At 66.9% G+C, this 17,462-nt stretch carries 18 protein-coding genes and 1 other RNA gene; 9 read left to right on the top strand and 10 right to left on the bottom strand.

Annotated elements, in window-relative coordinates:
- Window position 1 precedes the first annotated feature (1 nt).
- The 5 genes from ACCQ10_RS04645 (at window position 2) to ACCQ10_RS04625 (ending at window position 4,372) form a co-directional block, all read left to right on the top strand.
- Window positions 2-1,006: an aliphatic sulfonate ABC transporter substrate-binding protein gene (locus ACCQ10_RS04645; RefSeq protein ID WP_372362375.1), complete on the top strand. Its 1,005-nt coding sequence runs from the start codon at window positions 2-4 to the stop codon at window positions 1,004-1,006.
- 8 nt (window positions 1,007-1,014) lie between these two features.
- Complete coding sequence (locus ACCQ10_RS04640) at window positions 1,015-1,866, top strand: ABC transporter permease (RefSeq protein ID WP_372362374.1); 852 nt, start codon at window positions 1,015-1,017, stop codon at window positions 1,864-1,866.
- Window positions 1,863-2,618 (top strand): ABC transporter ATP-binding protein, encoded by a 756-nt coding sequence (locus ACCQ10_RS04635; RefSeq protein ID WP_372362373.1) that lies wholly within the window; start codon window positions 1,863-1,865, stop codon window positions 2,616-2,618. The genes ACCQ10_RS04640 and ACCQ10_RS04635 overlap by 4 nt, the downstream gene beginning before the upstream one ends.
- A 116-nt stretch (window positions 2,619-2,734) precedes the next feature.
- Complete coding sequence (locus tag ACCQ10_RS04630; RefSeq protein ID WP_372362372.1) at window positions 2,735-3,922, top strand: acyl-CoA dehydrogenase family protein; 1,188 nt, start codon at window positions 2,735-2,737, stop codon at window positions 3,920-3,922.
- Window positions 3,923-4,009: 87 nt separating this feature from the next.
- Window positions 4,010-4,372 carry a hypothetical protein gene (locus tag ACCQ10_RS04625; RefSeq protein ID WP_372362371.1) on the top strand — a complete coding sequence of 121 codons (363 nt, stop codon included), beginning with the start codon at window positions 4,010-4,012 and terminating at the stop codon, window positions 4,370-4,372.
- A gap of 44 nt (window positions 4,373-4,416) precedes the next feature.
- On the opposite strand, the gene ACCQ10_RS04620 is transcribed toward ACCQ10_RS04625, so the two are convergent.
- From ACCQ10_RS04620 to ACCQ10_RS04590, 7 genes are all read right to left on the bottom strand, one after another.
- On the bottom strand, window positions 4,417-4,950 hold the full coding sequence (locus tag ACCQ10_RS04620; RefSeq protein ID WP_372362370.1) for a dihydrofolate reductase: 534 nt from the start codon (window positions 4,948-4,950) through the stop codon (window positions 4,417-4,419).
- 107 nt (window positions 4,951-5,057) lie between these two features.
- On the bottom strand, window positions 5,058-5,852 hold the full coding sequence (locus ACCQ10_RS04615) for a thymidylate synthase (RefSeq protein ID WP_355607563.1): 795 nt from the start codon (window positions 5,850-5,852) through the stop codon (window positions 5,058-5,060).
- Window positions 5,849-6,739 carry a prolipoprotein diacylglyceryl transferase gene (gene lgt, locus ACCQ10_RS04610; RefSeq protein WP_372362369.1) on the bottom strand — a complete coding sequence of 297 codons (891 nt, stop codon included), beginning with the start codon at window positions 6,737-6,739 and terminating at the stop codon, window positions 5,849-5,851. Before lgt ends, ACCQ10_RS04615 begins: the two co-directional genes overlap by 4 nt.
- Window positions 6,740-6,792: 53 nt before the next feature.
- Window positions 6,793-7,284 (bottom strand): TPM domain-containing protein, encoded by a 492-nt coding sequence (locus ACCQ10_RS04605; protein WP_184390594.1) that lies wholly within the window; start codon window positions 7,282-7,284, stop codon window positions 6,793-6,795.
- Window positions 7,284-8,174 carry a TPM domain-containing protein gene (locus ACCQ10_RS04600; protein ID WP_372362368.1) on the bottom strand — a complete coding sequence of 297 codons (891 nt, stop codon included), beginning with the start codon at window positions 8,172-8,174 and terminating at the stop codon, window positions 7,284-7,286. The genes ACCQ10_RS04605 and ACCQ10_RS04600 overlap by 1 nt, the downstream gene beginning before the upstream one ends.
- 383 nt (window positions 8,175-8,557) lie before the next feature.
- A complete protein-coding gene (locus ACCQ10_RS04595; RefSeq protein WP_372362367.1) occupies window positions 8,558-9,184 on the bottom strand; it encodes a LemA family protein in 627 nt (208 codons plus the stop codon).
- Between the two features lie 389 nt (window positions 9,185-9,573).
- Window positions 9,574-9,954 carry a diacylglycerol kinase gene (locus ACCQ10_RS04590; RefSeq protein ID WP_184552792.1) on the bottom strand — a complete coding sequence of 127 codons (381 nt, stop codon included), beginning with the start codon at window positions 9,952-9,954 and terminating at the stop codon, window positions 9,574-9,576.
- A gap of 185 nt (window positions 9,955-10,139) precedes the next feature.
- On the opposite strand from ACCQ10_RS04590, the gene ACCQ10_RS04585 reads away from it, so the two are divergent.
- Window positions 10,140-10,838 carry an SGNH/GDSL hydrolase family protein gene (locus tag ACCQ10_RS04585; protein WP_372362366.1) on the top strand — a complete coding sequence of 233 codons (699 nt, stop codon included), beginning with the start codon at window positions 10,140-10,142 and terminating at the stop codon, window positions 10,836-10,838.
- Window positions 10,839-11,020: 182 nt separating this feature from the next.
- Here the strand turns inward: ACCQ10_RS04585 and ACCQ10_RS04580 are convergent, their stop codons facing one another.
- The 3 genes from ACCQ10_RS04580 to ACCQ10_RS04570 all read right to left on the bottom strand — a co-directional run bounded on the left by ACCQ10_RS04580 (window position 11,021) and on the right by ACCQ10_RS04570 (window position 13,907).
- Window positions 11,021-12,292 (bottom strand): sensor histidine kinase, encoded by a 1,272-nt coding sequence (locus tag ACCQ10_RS04580; protein WP_372362365.1) that lies wholly within the window; start codon window positions 12,290-12,292, stop codon window positions 11,021-11,023.
- Between the two features lie 141 nt (window positions 12,293-12,433).
- Window positions 12,434-13,147 carry a response regulator transcription factor gene (locus tag ACCQ10_RS04575; protein WP_002811889.1) on the bottom strand — a complete coding sequence of 238 codons (714 nt, stop codon included), beginning with the start codon at window positions 13,145-13,147 and terminating at the stop codon, window positions 12,434-12,436.
- A 91-nt stretch (window positions 13,148-13,238) separates the two neighbouring features.
- A complete protein-coding gene (locus ACCQ10_RS04570; protein ID WP_039408554.1) occupies window positions 13,239-13,907 on the bottom strand; it encodes an arylesterase in 669 nt (222 codons plus the stop codon).
- 109 nt (window positions 13,908-14,016) lie between these two features.
- Here ACCQ10_RS04570 and ACCQ10_RS04565 point away from each other — a divergent pair, with 109 nt between their 5' ends.
- The 3 genes from ACCQ10_RS04565 to ACCQ10_RS04555 all read left to right on the top strand — a co-directional run bounded on the left by ACCQ10_RS04565 (window position 14,017) and on the right by ACCQ10_RS04555 (window position 17,234).
- Window positions 14,017-14,616: an ABC transporter ATP-binding protein gene (locus ACCQ10_RS04565; protein ID WP_039565510.1), complete on the top strand. Its 600-nt coding sequence runs from the start codon at window positions 14,017-14,019 to the stop codon at window positions 14,614-14,616.
- Window positions 14,613-17,096: an ABC transporter permease gene (locus ACCQ10_RS04560; protein WP_372362364.1), complete on the top strand. Its 2,484-nt coding sequence runs from the start codon at window positions 14,613-14,615 to the stop codon at window positions 17,094-17,096. Before ACCQ10_RS04565 ends, ACCQ10_RS04560 begins: the two co-directional genes overlap by 4 nt.
- Window positions 17,097-17,160: 64 nt before the next feature.
- A non-coding RNA gene (locus ACCQ10_RS04555) (sX9 sRNA) lies at window positions 17,161-17,234 on the top strand.
- The last annotated feature ends 228 nt before the right edge of the window (window positions 17,235-17,462 follow it).

Genomic DNA, 17,462 nt, shown 5'->3' with positions numbered 1-17,462 from the left:
CATGAAGCGTCGCAACCTGCTCAAACTCGGAACGCTCGCCGGCGTCGCGCTCGGCAGTTCACCGCTGTTGCCGCGCGCCGCATTCGCGCAAGCCAAGCCCGCAGTTCCCAAGCAACTGCGCCTGGACTATGCCTATTACTCGCCCACTTCGCTGGTGCTCAAGCACTTCGGTTGGCTTGAACAAGCGCTCAAGGCGCAGGGCACCGAGGTGACCTGGGTGCTGTCGGCCGGCAGCAACCGCGCACTCGAATACCTGGCCGGCAACAGCATCGATTTCGCCAGCACCGCTGGCCTGGCCGCCTTGCTGGCGCGCGCCAACGGCAATCCGGTCAAGGCGGTCTACGTCTATTCCCGGCCGGAGTGGGTTGCACTGGCCGTCGGCAAGCGTTCGCCGATCCAGCGCGTGGCCGAGCTCAAAGGCAAGCGGATCGCGGCAACCAAGGGCACCGATGCCTATCTCTTCCTGCTGCGTGCGCTCCGCCAGGCGGGGCTGGACAAGAACGCGGTGAACATCGTCCATCTGCAGCATGCCGATGGCCGTACCGCGCTGGAGCGCGGCGATGTGGACGCCTGGTCGGGACTGGATCCGCACCTGGCGGCCAGCCAGATCGAAGCCGGCTCACGCTTGATCTACCGTAACGTGGCCTTCAATTCGTACGGTTTCCTGAACACCAGCGAGGCGTTTGCCGCGGCCTACCCGGCGCAGATTCCGCTGGTGCTGCAGGCCTATGAAAAGGCGCGCCGCTGGGCCATCGAGCATCCCGACGCGCTGGTCGGCCTGATCGCCGAGGAGGCCCGCGTCTCGCTGCCGGTGGCCAAGCTACAGCTGCAGCGCAACGACTTCAGTCGTCCGCTGATCGGCGCCGAGCAACATGCCGCCTTGCAGAGCGCTGCGCCGATCCTGCTCGAAGAAGGTCTGGTCCGGCCCGGCACCGATCTGAGCAAGGTGCTGGCCACGCTGATCGATGCCAGCTACGCCAAACGCGCACACGTGGCGCAGGGCTGAGCGCGGCCATGAACGAGACCTCCTTGCGCGTTTCGCGCACGCTGGCCGGCACGCCATCGCGGCCGCGACTCAGGCTGCCGGCCAGCGGCCTTGGCTGGCTCCTGCCGCTCAGCTTCTTCGCCGCTATTGAATTGGCCGCTGCGTTCGGCTGGACGCCGCGCTACCTGCTGCCGCCGCCAAGCCAGATCCTGTCCACGCTTGCCGACGAGGCAGGCCGTGGCTTGGCTACCCACATCGGCGCCAGCGTGTTGCGCGTGCTGGCGGGCTTTACGATCGGCGCCGGGCTCGGCGTACTGGTCGGCGTGGGGGTGGGCCTGAGCCGCTGGCTGGAACGCCTGCTCGACCCCAGCTTCCAGGCATTGCGCGCGGTGCCCAGCCTGGCCTGGGTGCCGTTGCTGCTGCTGTGGATGGGGATCGACGAAGCACCCAAGATCACCCTGATCGCCATCGGCGCGTTTTTCCCGGTGTATCTGGGCGTGGTAACCGGGCTGCGCCAGGTCGACCGCACGCTGGTGGAACTTGGCGAAAGCTACGGCCTGTCCAAGCTGCGGCTGGTACGGAGGATCCTGCTTCCGGCCGCGCTGCCATCGATCTTCACCGGGCTGCGCACCAGCCTGAGCCTGGCCTGGATGTTTCTGGTCGCCGCCGAACTGATCGCCGCCACGCGGGGGCTGGGCTATCTGCTGAGCGATGGACGCGAAACCTCGCGCCCGGACATCGTGATCGGTGCCATCGTGTTGCTGGCACTGCTCGGCAAACTCAGCGACGGCGCGCTCAAGGCGATCGAGACGCGCACGCTGCACTGGCGCGACAACCTGCAGAACAGCCACGCCCACCTGCACGCGGCACACGACGCATGAGTGCCGGCCTGCAGATCCGGATCGCAGCAAAGCGCTTCGGCCAGCGCAGCGTGCTGCAGGATATCGACCTGCGCGTGGCACCCGGCCAGATCCTGAGCCTGATCGGCGCCAGCGGCTGCGGCAAAAGCACCTTGCTGCGCATCGTGTCCGGCCTGGAACGCGATTACACCGGCGAGGTGGTGCTGGACGGCGTGCGCGTGCAGGGCGCCGACCGCCGCATCGGCTTGATCTTCCAGGAACCACGTCTGTTGCCCTGGCTGGATGTGGCCGCCAATGTCGCCTTCGCCGACGACACCGGGCTGTCGCCAGCCGCTGCACGGCAATCGCCGCGCGTGCAGCAATTATTGGCCGAGGTCGGCCTGCTCGACCACGCCACCGCCTTACCCAAGCAGTTGTCCGGCGGCCAGGCGCAGCGGGTGGCACTGGCGCGCGGGCTGTATCGGCAGCCGCAGGTCCTGTTGCTGGACGAGCCCTTCAGCGCGGTGGATGCCTTCACCCGCATCAAACTGCAGGACCTGCTGCTGCGGCTGGCCCACGAGCACGGCTTCACCGTGTTGCTGGTGACCCACGATATCGAGGAGGCCGCCTATCTGAGCGACCGCGCCATCGTCATCGGCGGTCACCCCGGGTCGATCGTGCAAACGCAGGTGCTGGACACACCGCGTCCGCGCCACCGCCAGGACCATGCGCCAGCGCTACATCAGGCGCGGCAGGCATTGCTGGCCGCATTGCACGACATCCACGTGCTGTAGCCGCTGGCCCGTCCTCAGATGCATCCGTCGCTGCTGGGCAGTGACCGCATGCACTGCCGAATCGATTGCCAGCCCCCGCCACGGCTCACCCTTTGCGTCTTGAACGAGATCCCCGCATGACCGACCGCCGACCGCAACCGACCCTGCTCGATCCGCTGCACACCGCGCGGCGCCTGGCGAGCGAGTTTGCCGCCACGGCAGTCGAACGTGATGCACGTGGCGGCACGCCCAAGGCCGAGCGCGATGCGCTGCGCGCCAGCGGGCTGCTCGGCCTGAGCATCCCGGTGCAGCATGGCGGGCTGGGCGCCAGCTGGAGCGAGGTGCTGACGGTCGTGCGCGAGTTCGCCCGGGTCGATAGTTCGATCGCGCATGTGTTCGGCTTCCACCACCTGATGCTGGCCACCGTGCGCCTGTTCGGCCAGCCGGCGCAGTGGCAGCCCTGGCTGGAGCAGACCGCGCGCAAACACTGGTTCTGGGGCAACGCGCTCAACCCGCTGGATACGCGCACAGTGGCGGTGCAATGCGATGGCTGGCGCGAGTTTTCCGGCAGAAAGAGTTTCTGTTCCGGCGCCATCGATTCGCAGATGCTGATCGCCTCGGCGCTGGACGAACGCAGCGGCAAGCTGTTGATCGGTGCGATTCCCACCGCGCGCAGCGGCATTACGCTGGGTCACGACTGGGACAACATCGGCCAGCGCCAGACCGACAGCGGCAGCACCACCTTCGAGCGCGTGCGCGTGGAAGAGAGCGAACTGCTGCTCGATCCCGGACCCTTGAGTACGCCATTTGCGTGTCTGCGCCCGTTGCTGGCACAGCTGATGTTTGCGCATGTCTTCCTCGGCATCACCGAAGGCGCGTTCGAGGAGGCACGCCGCTACACCTTGACCGAAACGCGGCCGTGGCATCGCTCCGGGGTCGAGCAGGCCAGCGACGATCCGTACATCCTGGCCCATTACGGCGACTTCTGGCTGGGCCTGGAAAGCGCCCGCCTGCTGGCCGGGCGGGCTGCCGAACTGCTCGACGCCGCCTGGCGCAAGGAGCATGCGCTGGGCCGCGACGAACGCGCACAGGTCGCCGTGGCGGTGGCCGCCGCAAAGGTCGCCAGCACGCGTGTCGGGCTGGAGGTGTGCAGCAAACTGTTCGACGTCACCGGCGCGCGTGCCACGCATGCGGCACTGCGGCTGGACCGCTACTGGCGCAACCTGCGCACCCAGACCTTGCACGACCCGGTCGACTACAAGGTGCGCGAGCTCGGTGAGTGGGCACTGCGGCAACAGGCGCCCACACCGAGCTTCTATTCCTGAGCCGCCGATGCAGCGCCGATGGCGTGATCTGCTGCACGCAATCGCGCGTATCGCGCGACGCACGTTCGCCCCGTCATCCACCACGCCTTGCTGATGCACCGCGACGGCGTGGTCCGCGCCGAGGACATCCAGCTGTCGCCACAGCGCCTGCCCTCCCGTCTCGGTGACGAGCCGCCCGCGGATGGCCAGGCGCTGCTTGCACGGGCCTTTGCCAGACCGTTCGAGACAGGCGACGCCGCATTGCACGCAACGGTCAAAGAGCAGCTGTTCCGTGCGGCCTATCGGCACTGCGACCAGAATCAGGTCAGGACAGCTGCACTGTTGGGAGTCAGCCGCAACGTCGTGCGTGCACGGCTGATCGCGCAGGGCGAACTGGTCGTTAACACGCGCTCCGGCAGAGGTGCGCCTGCCCGGCGCAGGATGACGGTGCCGAGCGATCGGCACGGCTAGGCGCGCATGCTGCAACAGCGAGATCGCAGCGCAACGGCCAAGGCTCAGCGGCGCCGGTAGTCCACGTACTCGAACGCAAACGCATGGCGCTCGTCGGCCGCATGCGCCTGGCGCTGGACCGGTTCCCACACGGCGGGATCGATCGGCGGGAAATGCGTGTCGGCGCCGGCGACCACGGTATCCACTTCGGTCACTGCCAGCAGATCGGCATGTTCCAAGGTCAGCCGATACACCTCCCCGCCACCGATCACGCACAGCGCCTGCGCGCCCTCTTGCGCGGCACGTTCGATGGCCTGCTCCACCGATGCCACCGCCTGCATGCCCTCGAACGGCACGTGCCCCGAGCGCGTCAGCACTAGGTTCAACCGCCCCGGTAGCGCACGTCCCAACGACTGCGCCGTCTTGCGTCCCATCAGGATCGGCTTGCCCAACGTCAGCGCCTTGAAGCGCTTGAGGTCATCGGGCAATTTCCACGGCAAGTCGTTGTCGCGGCCAATGGCGTTGTTGCGGTCGAGGGCGACGATCAGCGAAATGCGCGGATGGGACGCCCGGGACCCGGAAAGCGAGGTGCCGCCCAACGCCGGGTCCGCCGCATCCGTAACGTTCGCAGCACTGCCGGTCGTTGCAATTGCAGTTGCAGTCGCCGTTCGCGCGCCCCGGGTCCCGGGTCCCGGGTCCCGGCCCTTCATACCGCCACCGGCGCCTTGATCGCCGGATGCGGGTCGTAGCCTTCGATGGCGATGTCTTCGAAGCGGAACGCGAACAGGTCGGTCACCTCCGGATTCAGGCGCAAGCTGGGCAGCGCGCGCGGTGTGCGCGTCAGCTGCTCGCGCGCCTGTTCGAAGTGATTCGAATACAGATGCGCATCGCCCAGCGTATGCACGAAATCGCCCACACCCAGGCCGGTGGCCTGCGCCACCATGTGGGTCAGCAACGCATAGCTGGCGATATTGAACGGCACGCCCAGAAAAATGTCGCCACTGCGCTGGTACAGCTGGCAACTGAGCTTGCCGTTCACCACGTAGAACTGGAACAGGCTGTGGCACGGCATCAGCGCCATCTGCGGCAATTCGCCCACATTCCAGGCGCTGATCACCAGCCGGCGCGAATCCGGGTTGCGCTTGATCTCGTCCACCAGCCATTGCATCTGATCGATCTCGACGCCGTCCGGGCCGGTCCAGCGTCGCCATTGCTTGCCGTACACCGGACCCAGGTCGCCATTGGCGTCGGCCCATTCGTCCCAGATGCGCACCTGGTTGTCTTTCAGATACCCGATGTTGGTATCGCCCTGCAGGAACCACAGCAGCTCGTGAATGATCGAGCGCAGATGCAGCTTCTTGGTGGTGACCAGCGGAAAGCCGTCGTTGAGGTCGAAGCGCATCTGCCAGCCGAACACGCTGCGCGTGCCGGTGCCGGTGCGGTCGGACTTCTCGGCGCCGTGTTCCAGCACATGCCGCAGCAGATCCAGATACGGCCTCACTTGACCGCCTCCGCCGTGGCCGGTGCTGCAACCATCGGCTGCAGCACCGGCGCGCGGCGCGACATCGCCAGCAGCACCAGGCCCACGGCAATCAACGGCAGGCTCAGGATCTGCCCCATCGTCAGCCAGTTGAAGGCCAGGTAGCCGATCGGCGCATCCGGCACGCGCACGAACTCCACGATGAAGCGGAATACGCCGTACAGCAGCGCGAACAGGCCCGACACCGCGTAACGGGCACGCGGCTTCATCGAGAACGCCCACAGCACCACGAACATCACCACGCCTTCTAGCGCCGCTTCGTAAAGCTGCGAGGGATGGCGTGCAAACTGATTCAATGCGCCGGCGGCGTACTGCGCCTGGATCTGCGCCGGCAACTGGTCGGCAAGCTCCGGCGCATGCGGAAAGATCACGCCCCAGCCAGCCTGCGTGAACTTGCCCCACAACTCGCCGCCGACGAAATTGCCGAGCCTCCCGAACCCAAGTCCCAGCGGCACCAGCGGCGCGACAAAATCCATGACATCGAAGAAATGCAGCCGGTGCTTGCGTGCCCACAGCCAGCAGGCGATCAGCACGCCGAGCAGGCCACCGTGGAAGCTCATGCCACCTTCCCACACCTTGAACAGGATCAGCGGGTTGGCCAGGAAGGTCTCGAAGGCATAGAACAGCATGTAGCCGATGCGCCCGCCCAGCACCACGCCGAGCATGCCGTAGAACAGCAGGTCGGAAAAACCGTCCATGTCTACCCCGGGCAGGCGGCCGCGCAGGATGCGCGAGCGACCCAGCGCCCAGGCCGAGAAGAACGCCGCCAGATACATCAAGCCGTACCAGTGCACCTGTACCGGGCCGAGCGAGAAGGCGATGGGGTCGATGGCGTGCAGATAGATCATGCGGACCGCGGATCACATAGAGCGAGGCCGCTATTCTGACACCTTGGACGCGCTCAGCCTAAAAGCTGGGGCCGGTTGGGCAGCTCGTCTTCATGCGACGCGTCGGCGCCGCGCGGGAAGTGAGCGACCAGCAGCTCGGTCACTGCCTCAATACCCGCCAGCACCGCCACCTCGTACTGCCCCTCGCGCAGGAACTGCTGCATGCGCCGGCACACCTCGTCCCACTGCGCCTGCGGCACCTGGCTGCGCAGGCCGCGGTCGGCCACCACCTCGATGGCATGGTCGGCCAGCAGCAGATAGACCAGCACGCCGTTATTGCCTTCGGTGTCCCAGGCACGCAGCTGCGCGAACGCCTGCTCGGCGCGCTGGCGGGCCGTTTGCCCGCGCCACAGCGCCCCCAGCGGCAGGTCCGCCTCGACCGCCACCATGATCTGGCCGGTGTGGCTGCGCTCGCTGTCGGCCACGGCGGCAGTGATGGTCTCCATGCACCTGGCGGGAAACCGACGCTGCGCCGAGGGCGCGAACAGATGCCTGAGCAGTCGCATTACCAGCTCCCCGAGGCGCCACCGCCTCCCGATGATCCACCGCCGCCACCCCAGCCGCCGCCGCCAAAGCCACCGCGGCCACCGCCCCCGAACCCTCCAAAGCCGCCACCGCCCCAGCCGCCACCGCCGACGAAGCGTCCCGGCGAGCCGGAGGCCAGCCCCGCCAACAGCCCGATCACCGCAGCGCCTGCGCTGGCGAACAGCAACGAGGTGAACAGCAAGGCCGCGCCACCAGCGGCCACTCCGGTCAGCACGGCACGCAACGGGCGCGGCAACGCGCCAAGGATCCCGCGCGCCACCATCGCCACCACGAAGCCGATGAACAACGCCATGATCCAGCCCCCACTGGCGCCAGCGCCGGCACCGCCCTCGTGCCCGCTGACCGGCGCCGGCAGCGCCTCGCCTTCGATCAGTCCGGCCAGCGTCGCCGTTGCATCACGGATACCGCCGCCGTAGTCGCCCTCGCGAAAGCGCGGTGCCAGATATTCCTGGATGACGCGGTTGGCCACGATGTCGGGGATGGCGCCCTCCAGGCCGTACCCGGGCTGGATACGCACGCGACGGTCGTCCTTGGCCACCAGCAGCAGCACGCCGTCGTCCACGCCCTTGCGGCCGATTTTCCACTGGTCGAATACGCGCTGGGTGTATTGCTCGATCGACTCCGGCTGGGTGGTCGGCACGATCAGGATCTGCAACTGCGCGCCCTTGCGTTGCTGCAGGGCCAGCGCCTGTTGCTCCAGTTGCTGGATCTGCGCGGCATCCAGCGTGCCGGTGACATCGACGACCGGCGAACGCAGCGGCGGGATGGCAGCCAGATCCTGCGCCAGCAGCGATGCCGGCAGCAGCAGCAACACCATCATCCACACCACTCTCAAAGACGCTCGCCGCATTGCCAACTCCTACCTGATGCGTACTGACATTCAGTCGTTCCCTGCTTCCACCGGGAGACGGGGGCGGATGAGGGCAGGAACGAAGCCTAGTGCAGTTGGACGACACAGAGGCTTCGCTCGTACCCTCACCCCAACCCCTCTCCCGACGGGAGAGGGGCTCATATTCTGCTCATACACGGTTTGCAAATGCGTTTTGCAGACTCTTGTCGATTTGACGCCGTGAAACAGCTCAGTCGTTCCCTTCTCGAAGGTGCCGCGAGAGGCGGATGAGGGTGCGAGCGGAGCCACGTGCAATTGGAAGACACAGAAGCTTCGCGCCGTACCCTCACCCCAACCCCTTTCCCGCCGGGAGAGCGGCTTGCGGTTACTGCGCGGGCTGCTGATTACTGCGCAGGCTGCGGTGCAGGCTGTTGCTGCGGCGTCGGCTGGTTACCGAAATCCACCTGCGGGGCGCGCGAAATCTGCGCTTCGTTCTCCACGCTGAAATTCGGCTTGGGCTGGTAGCCGAAGATCTTGGCGGTGATCACCTGCGGGAACGAACGGATGTAGGTGTTGTAGTCCTGCACGGTCTGGATATACCGGCCGCGCGCCACGGTGATGCGGTTTTCGGTGCCTTCCAGCTGCACCTGCAGGTCGCGGAACGACTGGTCGGACTTGAGCTGCGGATAGTTTTCGCTGACCACCAGCAACCGCGACAGCGCACTCCCGAGTTCGCCCTGGGCCTGCTGGAATTGCTTCAACGAGGCCTCGTCATCGGCATTGACCTGGATCTGACCAACCCGTGCGCGCGCATTGGTCACCTCGGTCAGCACCTGACGCTCCTGCTGCGCGTAGCCCTGCACGGTGCGCACCAGATTGGGAATCAGATCGGCGCGGCGCTGATATTGATTGAGCACCTCCGACCAACCGGCCTTGACGCCTTCTTCCTTCTGCTGGATCGCGTTATAGCCGCAACCGGACAGCGACGCGGTCAGGATCAGCAACACCAGGGCGCGAATCAGGACAGGCATGCAGGCGATTCCGTTGAAAGAAGGCGCGAGCATGCCATGGGCCAGGTCAAGCCCGCATGCACATGCCCGCATCTGAAACGGCCCTGCGTTGTAGAGGCCGGCAGCAGGCAAGCGCGAATGATGGTCGGTACGCGGGTGGCTAGCGCCCGGCCGGTAACTGGCTGGCAATAAAGCGGCGCTCACTCTGGCCCAGGCCCGCGATGCGGGTTGCCACCGATGTCGGCACCCCAAAGGCAGCGGACGGGCGGGCACTCATCCGACCCGATCACCGGACGCGCCGGCATCGCCATCCAGCCATGTCTCCATACCCGCACCTGTCGCCGTATCGACGGTGGACGCGCGGCCCTGCAATCGCTCCGGGACAATTCCTCCTGTGCTGCCGAAGGCCTTCAGAACAGCCGTGGCAACAGGATCAATCCCCAGCACAGCAGCACGTTGAGTAGCAGCAGGAACACCGCGGCCGAGCCCATGTCCTTGGCACGCCCGGCCAGCACGTGATGCTCCGGGCCGTAACGCTCGATCACCGCTTCGATGGCCGAATTCAGCAGCTCGGCGGCCAGCACGATCAACAACGGCGCGATCAGCGCGATACGTTCCAGCGGTGATTGCCCCAGCCAGAGGCCCAACGGGGCCATGACCGTCGCCAGGCACACTTCGAGCCGGAATGAGGATTCATGCAACCACGCGGCGCGCAAGCCCTGCCACGACCAGATCGCTGCCTTGAGCATGCGGCGCGGGCCGCGCGGCACGTGTCCCAGTTGATCAGCCATGCGTCGGTGCTTGCGCCCCGGCAGGGCGTGTCTGAGGACAGGGAAAACGCATGGCATGGTCGCTGCTGGGGAAAGTGCGAATCTTGCACCGTGGCGCTGCGCATCGCCAGCCGCAGTCCGGTTTGCCCTCAGCTTGCAGACTGCTGCACCATGGCAAGCCCGCTCAATCACTGCAGGTTTCTCGCATGATCAGACACAACTTGCGCACACTGCTGTGCGCCCTCGTGCTGCTGTCCAGCCAGGTGCATGCGCAGCCCCTGCACGCGGCACCGGCCGTCCCCGCACAGGTGTCCAATACCGCATGGGAACAGGACATGCAGCGCTTCGCCGCCAGCGACGCGCGCCAACCGCCGCCCAGGCACGGCATCGTGTTCGTCGGCAGCTCGTCGATCCGCTTCTGGGAAACGCTGGCGCAGGATTTCCCCGGCGCCCCGGTGATCAACCGCGGTTTTGGCGGCTCGGAAGTCCGCGACAGCACCTGGTATGCCGACCGCATCGTGATCCCGTACGCACCACGCCAGGTGGTGCTGTATGCCGGCGACAACGATCTCAACAGCGGCCGTACGCCCGAGCAGGTGCGCGACGATGTGCTGGCCTTCGTCACCCGCGTTCGCCGCGACCTGCCCGAGGCGCGCATCAGTTATCTGTCGATCAAGCCCAGCCCCTCGCGCGCGCAATTGCTGCCGGCGGTGATCACCGCCAATCGCCTGATCAAGGCGGCACTGGCGCCACTGCCGCGGGTGGACTACGTGGATGTCTACACGCCCATGCTCGATGCCGCCGGCAAGCCACGTCCGGAGCTGTTTCGCGAGGACATGCTGCACATGACCGCCGATGGTTACGCGATCTGGCGCAAGGCCGTCGCCCCGGTGCTGGAACCGTAGTCACCGCTGAGTGATCCCGCTCGGACCAGTGGCGCGGCCGTTGGCCAGGGCGCGCCGCCAATGCGTCGATCGCAACGGCAAGCTGCAACGTGGACGCAGAAGGCCCTTCGCCGCGCAGCCGTTCCGATCAATCCCGCCAGGCAGCCGACACTGATGCCCTGCCTGCGGGCAGGCCGCCAGTGTCAGGCAACCACCACGGCCACCGAGGTCCCCTGCCCGGCCTCGCTTTCCAGCTCGATCCGCCATCCAAAGCGGTCGCACAAGCGCCGCACGATCGACAGACCGAGGCCGGTGCCCTGCGGGCGCGTGGGGTCGGCGCGGAAGAACGGCTCGAATGCCCGCGCACGTGCTTCATCGCTCATGCCGATGCCGGTATCGCGTACCACGATGCGGTCCTGTGTCACCTCGACCTCGATGCTGCCGGTGTCGGTGTAGGCGCAGGCGTTGCGCAGCAGATTGCTGAGTACCACCCGCATCACCCGCGGCGGCGCGAACATCTGCAGGCTGCGGTCACCCACCATGCGCAGGGACACCGGCTTGTCGCCGAGCAGCTCGCGCGCACTTTCGACTTCTTCGCTGGCCAGCTCGGCCGCATCGAAGGTCTCGCTCTGCGGGTCGATCTCCGCTTCGCGCGCCAGGATCAGGAAGGCATCGATCACCGCTTCCATGTCGCGGCCGGCGCGCTGGATCCGGCGCAGGCTGCGCTGGGTGCGCTGTGACAGCTCGTCGTCGGCCAGTGCCATGTCGGTGGCGACGCGAATCACCGTCAGCGGTGTACGCAGTTCGTGGCTAGCGTCGCGGGTGAAGTTGCGTTCGCGTGCGACATGCTCGCTGACCCGCAGCCCCAGCGCATGCAATGCAGCAGCCAGCTGCCGGGTTTCGCCCTGCAACTCTGCGGGCAGGCGTTCCGGCGAAAGTTCGTCGACATCCGGGTTGCGCGGATCCCAATGCGACACCCGCAGCGCAAGCCAGCTGATCGGTGACACCAGCCGCTTGGAGACGCGGTAGGTGAACCAGGACACGCCATAGATCCCCAGCAACACGATGATCGCCGGCACCACCCCAAACCACAGGGTCAGATGCGCCGCACGCGAGCGCGGGAAGACCAGGTACAAGCGCCCTTCCGGATGTTGGTCCACATAGACCAGCGCGTCGGCGGCGGCCACTTCGCTGAAGCCCGGCGACAAGGTCTGCAGCGCGCGCGGGATGGCCTGGTCGCCAGCGCCGGCAGGTGCGAAATATCCCTGGATGTTGCGTGTATTCGGCGGCCGATTGTCCGGTGCGCTCTTGTGCATCTGCCAGAAATGCACAGCCTCGTCGGCGAGCACCGTGCGCACCAGGCTGTATTTAATGACAAGCGAAATCAGGTACCCGCCCAGCACGATCGCCAGGCTCGCCAGCGCGACCTGTAGCAGGAAGGCAAGACGTATTTTTCGCGGGAGCCCGTGTGGCATTGCTGCATCCAGGGGAGAGCGCCGGAGTATAGGCAACGCTTCCGTGAGTCCGTCGTGTAGCCAGCCGGCAGCACGGGAGAACGAGCGGCGCGCGAGCGCCTACAGGACTGGCCGGCCGCCAGACGGCGGCCGGCCAGGACATCAGGCCATCGGTTGGGCGATGTCGGCGATGCGGTAGCCGGCGCTCTGCACGGTGTGCAGCAGCGGGCGGTCGAACGGCTTGTCGATGATCTTGCGCAGGTTGTACAGATGGCTGCGCAGGGTGTCCGAATCCGGCAAGCCATTGCCCCAGATTTCGCGCTCGATTTCCTGGCGGGTCACCACGCGCGGCGACTCGCGCATCAGGATGGTCAGCAGGCGCAGACCGATCGGCGAGAGCTGCAGCTCGGTGCCGGCACGGGTGGCGCGCATGCTCACCGGGTCCAGTACCAGATCGGCGACCTTGAGCACTTCCGAGCCCACCTGGCGGCGCTCGCGACGGATCAGGGCACGCAAGCGTGCTTCCAGTTCCTGGATCGCGAAGGGCTTGGTCAGGTAATCGTCGGCGCCGAAGCCCAGGCCGGTGAGCTTGTCGTCCAGCGTGTCGCGGGCGGTTAGCATCAACACCGGGGTGGACTTGCGTGCGTCGTTACGCAGGCGGCGGCACACTTCGATACCGTCAAGGCGTGGCAGCATGAGATCCAGCACGACCACGTCGTAACTGTTCTCGGCGGCCAGACGGTAACCGTCGAGTCCGTCCTGCGCATAGTCGACCTCGAAGCCACGGCCTTCCAGGTATTCGCCGATCATTTCGGAGATATTGCGGTTGTCTTCGACGACCAGCACGAGGCCGGACGTTTCCTTGGTCTGACGCATGGACTTTCCTCGGTCTTCAGCTTTGTGAAACATGCCGGATCGGCGGTGGAAAGAACGTGAAGACCGGATAACGCTTTGTGACGCGCAGGGTCTAGCGCGGTAGCAGCGGACGCAGCGCGGGCCACACCGTCTCCAGCACCTTGGGCTGGGCTGCGGCGGTCGGATGCAGACCGTCGTTCTGCATCAGCCCCGGCTGCAATGCCACCTTTTCCAGGAAGAACGGCACCAGCGCGGTGGTGTACTGTTTCGACAGGTCTGCGTAGGTGGCCTTGAGGCGCTCGCGGTAGGCCGGGCCGTAGTTGGGCGGTACGTCGATGCCCAGCAACAGCACCTTGGCACCGGCCCGTTGGCTGAGCTGGATCATCTTTTCCAGGTTGCCCTTGAGTTGGGCCGGGGTCAGGCCGCGCAGCGCGTCGTTGCCGCCCAGCTCGATCACCACCACGCCGGGACGGTGTTTTTCCAGCAGGCCGGGCAACCGGGTCAGCGCACCGGAGGTGGTTTCGCCGCTGATGCTGGCATTGACGACCGCCGGTGGCGTCGCCATGTCACGCTTCAGGCGTTGGTCCAGCAAGGTCACCCAGCCGGACTGCACCGGAATGTTGTGCGCAGCGCTCAGGCTGTCGCCAACGACCAGGATCGGTGCCGTGGTGGCCGGACTTTTGGCAGAGGCAATCCCCGGCGCAAGCAGGGACAGTGCCAGCAGCCACAGGGCCAGCACGCCATATCGCAGTGTTCTTTCACGCATTCGGAGATTCCTCATCGACAGTCTGGCCCCCCGCTCCAGCACCCGCACCGCCATCGACGTCCGCGAGGTCGGCAAGTCCGTCAGCGGACCGGAGGGAACACTCCACATCCTCGACAACGTGAGCTTGACGGTCAGTGAAGGCGACAGCATCGCCATCGTCGGCGCCTCCGGTTCGGGCAAGACCACCCTGCTCGGCCTGCTGGCCGGACTGGACCTGCCCAGCCGCGGCAGCATCGCGCTGTCGGGCCAGGACCTGGGCCAGCTGGACGAAGAAGCCCGCGCCGCCCTGCGCGCCCGCGAAGTGGGCTTCGTGTTCCAGAGCTTCCACCTGTTGCCGGCGCTGACCGCCGAAGAAAACATCGCGCTGCCGCTGGAACTGGCCGGGCGCGAAGACCCGGCGCGGGTGCGCGAAGTGCTGGAAGCGGTGGGCCTGAGTGCGCGTGCGCGCCATTACCCGCGCCAGCTGTCCGGCGGCGAGCAGCAACGCGTGGCGCTGGCGCGCGCATTCGTGGCCCGCCCGCGCATCCTGTTCGCCGACGAACCCACCGGCAGCCTGGACCAGGCCACCGGCGCACAGATCAGCGACCTGTTGTTCGCGCTTAATGCCACCAGCGATACCACCCTGGTGCTGGTCACCCACGACATGACCCTGGCGCAGCGCTGCAAGCACATCTACCGCATCGACAGCGGCCGCCTGCACGCACAGACCGGTCCGGCCGCATGAACGTGCTGCGACAAGCCGCACGCGCGGTACGCCGCGAGTTCCTGGCCGGCGACCTGCTTACCGTGTTCGCTGCGCTGGTGCTGGGCGTTGCGGTAATGACCGCCGTCGGCACGCTGGTCGACCGGGTGACGCTCGCCTTGACCTCCAGCGCGGCCGAGGTGCTCGGCGGCGATCTGGGCGTGACCGGCCGCCAGGAGATTCCGGCCGACTTCGCCGAAGAAGCGCAGCGACGTGGCCTGCAGAGCACGCGCATGGTCAGCTTCCCCAGCGTGCTGTTCCATGGCGATGCCAGCCAGATGGCAAATATCCGCGGCGTTGGCGCAGGTTACCCGCTGCGTGGGCAGCTGCTGGTGTCGAGGGATGTCGCCGGCACGCAGGGCAGCGTTGCCAGCGCCCCGCCGCCGGGCCAGGCCTATGCCGACCCGCGCCTGCTCGAGGCGCTGGGCCTGCGCGTGGGCGAGCAACTCGAATTCGGCGCCGGCCACCTGACCATCACCGGCGTGCTGCGCGCCGAACCGGATGCCTCCGGCGAGCTGATGCAGCTGTCGCCGCCGTTGCTGGTCAATCGTGCCGATATCGAAGGTGCCGGCCTGCTCGGGCCGGGTAGCCGTGCCTCCTACCGGTTGATGTTCGCTGGTGCGCCGGATGCCATCGCCGACCTGCGCGCCTGGCTGAAGCCGCGTGCCAGCGAGTACCGCCTGGTCGGTATCGAAGACACCCAGCGCGGCATGCGTGCGGCGTTCGATCGTGCCGGCCGCTTTTTGGCCTTGTCGGCCTTGTTGGCGGTGCTGTTGTCCGGCGTGGCGACCGCACTGGCGGCCAACCGGTTTGCGATGCGGCGTATCGACACCGTGGCAGTGCTGCGCTGCCTGGGCGCGAAGCAGCGCGACATCCTGGCGATGCTGTCGCTGCAGCTGCTGCTGACCGCCATTCCGGCCTGCCTGGTCGGCATCGGGCTGGGCATGCTGGCGCAGGAAGGCCTGGTGCAGGCACTCGGCAGCCTGATTCCGAACCGCCTGCCGCTGCCGCAGGCTACCCCTGCGCTGGCCGGTGCGGGCATCGGCCTGACCCTGTTGCTGGGCTTCGGCCTGCCGCCGCTGCTGCGGCTGCGCAACGTGCCGCCGATGCGCGTGCTCAACCGCAGTTTTGCCGCCGTGCCGCCGAGCTCGTTGCTGGTGTATGGCGCAGCCCTGGCCGCGACGCTGGCGCTGACCGTGTATGCCACCGGCAACCTGGTGCTGGCTGGCTGGGTGCTGGGCGGGCTGGCGGCGCTAGCGCTGGTGGCGATGGCGATGGGCCTTGGCCTGCTCGCGCTGCTGCGGCCGATCCAGCACCGCCTGCGTGGTGCCTGGAAGCTGGGCCTCGCCTCGTTGACACGGCGACGCGGGCTAAGTGTGGTGCAGTTGGTCGGGCTGTCGCTGTCGTTGTGCGCGCTGTTGCTGCTGGCCGTGGTCGGCCCCGGCCTGCTCGGCCAATGGCGCGACCGCCTGCCTGCGGACACCCCGAACTACTTCCTGATGAACATCCAGCCCGAGCAGACCGAGCCGGTGCTGCAGACATTGCGCGGCCTGGGCGTGGACAACGCAGCGGTGGAGCCGTTTTCCACCGGACGCCTGGTCGCCATCAACGACAAGCCGCCGGTGCGCGGCGACCGCGACCCGGCCGACGATGGCGACGGCGACAACCGCCCGGTCAATTTTTCCTGGCGGCATGCATTTCCGCCGGCCAATACGCTGTTGCAGGGCAAGTTCTGGGCAGCCGACAGCACTGCAGCGGAAGCCTCGGTGGAAGAAGGCTGGGCACAGCGCTACCAGCTCAAACTCGGCGACCGCATCACCTTGCTGCTGGGCGAACAGCAACGCAGTTTTACCGTCACCAGCATCCGCAAGGCCGATTGGGATTCGTTCCGGGTCAACTTTTTCCTGCTGCTCAATGAGGGCGCAGTCGGCGATGCGCCGTACAACCTGATTTCCGCCTTCCACCTGCCGCCCGGCAGTGCCCCCAGACTGGCGTCGCTGAGCCGCGACTACCCCAACATCTCGGTGCTGGATATCGATGCCATCCTGGGCCGCGTGCGCGAAGTGATCGACCAGGTGGCACAGGCGGTGCAACTGGTGATGGGCTTCAGCCTGCTCGCCGGTGTGCTGGTGCTGCTGGCGGCGCTGCAGGCCACCGCCGGCGAGCGCCGCTACGACAGTGCCGTGCTGCGCACGCTTGGCGCGCGCCGCGGGCAGCTACGTGGCGCAGTGCTGGTGGAATTTGGTGCACTGGGGCTGCTGGCGGCGGGGCTGGCGGTGACGGCGGCGGCGGTGATCGGCGCGCTGGTCGGACAACAGGCCTTCGAGATCGCACTGGCACCGGACTGGCCACGTCTGCTGCTGGGCGGCGCATTCGGGCTCGCCCTGAGCCTGCTGGCCGGCTGGTCAGGCACCCGTCGCATCCTGTCCACGCCACCGGCGTTGGCGTTGCGCAGCGAATAAGAGCAGCAGCCAACAAGACTGCTGCGCAGACCCCAGGCGGGCGCGGCCGGTGTTCGGGATTCGCATGTACCCCTGGTACACAGCGATTCCTGCGCGCCGTCCGCGCCTGTCTGGCGGTGCGCGCTCCGTTCTGCGACCGCTCTCGGCGCGCGGGCACGCCGTGCTGGCTGACGACGGCATGTGCTACGCCGTCAGACGGCAACGCGGGAATCGGCGCAACGGTATCTGCGGCGGGCGAAGCACGATGTGGGTGGCGCATTTCATATGCCCGCAGCGCATAAGCACCTTGCCAATCGTACGTTCGCAGCGACGGCGTGACTGCCTAGAGTGACCAGTCCGGTCGCCGTTGGCGGTCTTTGCCGTTGT

It is taken from the genome of Xanthomonas sp. NCPPB 1325, from assembly GCF_041477645.2.
In the GTDB taxonomy this organism is placed as follows: Bacteria; Pseudomonadota; Gammaproteobacteria; order Xanthomonadales; family Xanthomonadaceae; genus Xanthomonas; species Xanthomonas cannabis.
This window is presented reverse-complemented; position numbering and strand designations above follow the sequence as displayed.

Coding starts and splice junctions, on each gene's coding strand:
- ACCQ10_RS04575 (WP_002811889.1), bottom strand. CDS start 13,147: ATGCGTCAGACCAAGGAAACGTCCGGCCTCGTGCTGGTCGTCGAAGAC.
- ACCQ10_RS04560 (WP_372362364.1), top strand. CDS start 14,613: ATGAACGTGCTGCGACAAGCCGCACGCGCGGTACGCCGCGAGTTCCTG.
- ACCQ10_RS04640 (WP_372362374.1), top strand. CDS start 1,015: ATGAACGAGACCTCCTTGCGCGTTTCGCGCACGCTGGCCGGCACGCCA.
- ACCQ10_RS04580 (WP_372362365.1), bottom strand. CDS start 12,292: ATGCCACACGGGCTCCCGCGAAAAATACGTCTTGCCTTCCTGCTACAG.
- ACCQ10_RS04595 (WP_372362367.1), bottom strand. CDS start 9,184: ATGCCTGTCCTGATTCGCGCCCTGGTGTTGCTGATCCTGACCGCGTCG.
- ACCQ10_RS04570 (WP_039408554.1), bottom strand. CDS start 13,907: ATGAGGAATCTCCGAATGCGTGAAAGAACACTGCGATATGGCGTGCTG.
- ACCQ10_RS04645 (WP_372362375.1), top strand. CDS start 2: ATGAAGCGTCGCAACCTGCTCAAACTCGGAACGCTCGCCGGCGTCGCG.
- ACCQ10_RS04590 (WP_184552792.1), bottom strand. CDS start 9,954: ATGGCTGATCAACTGGGACACGTGCCGCGCGGCCCGCGCCGCATGCTC.
- ACCQ10_RS04605 (WP_184390594.1), bottom strand. CDS start 7,284: ATGCGACTGCTCAGGCATCTGTTCGCGCCCTCGGCGCAGCGTCGGTTT.
- ACCQ10_RS04585 (WP_372362366.1), top strand. CDS start 10,140: ATGATCAGACACAACTTGCGCACACTGCTGTGCGCCCTCGTGCTGCTG.
- ACCQ10_RS04630 (WP_372362372.1), top strand. CDS start 2,735: ATGACCGACCGCCGACCGCAACCGACCCTGCTCGATCCGCTGCACACC.
- lgt (WP_372362369.1), bottom strand. CDS start 6,739: ATGATCTATCTGCACGCCATCGACCCCATCGCCTTCTCGCTCGGCCCG.
- ACCQ10_RS04635 (WP_372362373.1), top strand. CDS start 1,863: ATGAGTGCCGGCCTGCAGATCCGGATCGCAGCAAAGCGCTTCGGCCAG.
- ACCQ10_RS04600 (WP_372362368.1), bottom strand. CDS start 8,174: ATGCGGCGAGCGTCTTTGAGAGTGGTGTGGATGATGGTGTTGCTGCTG.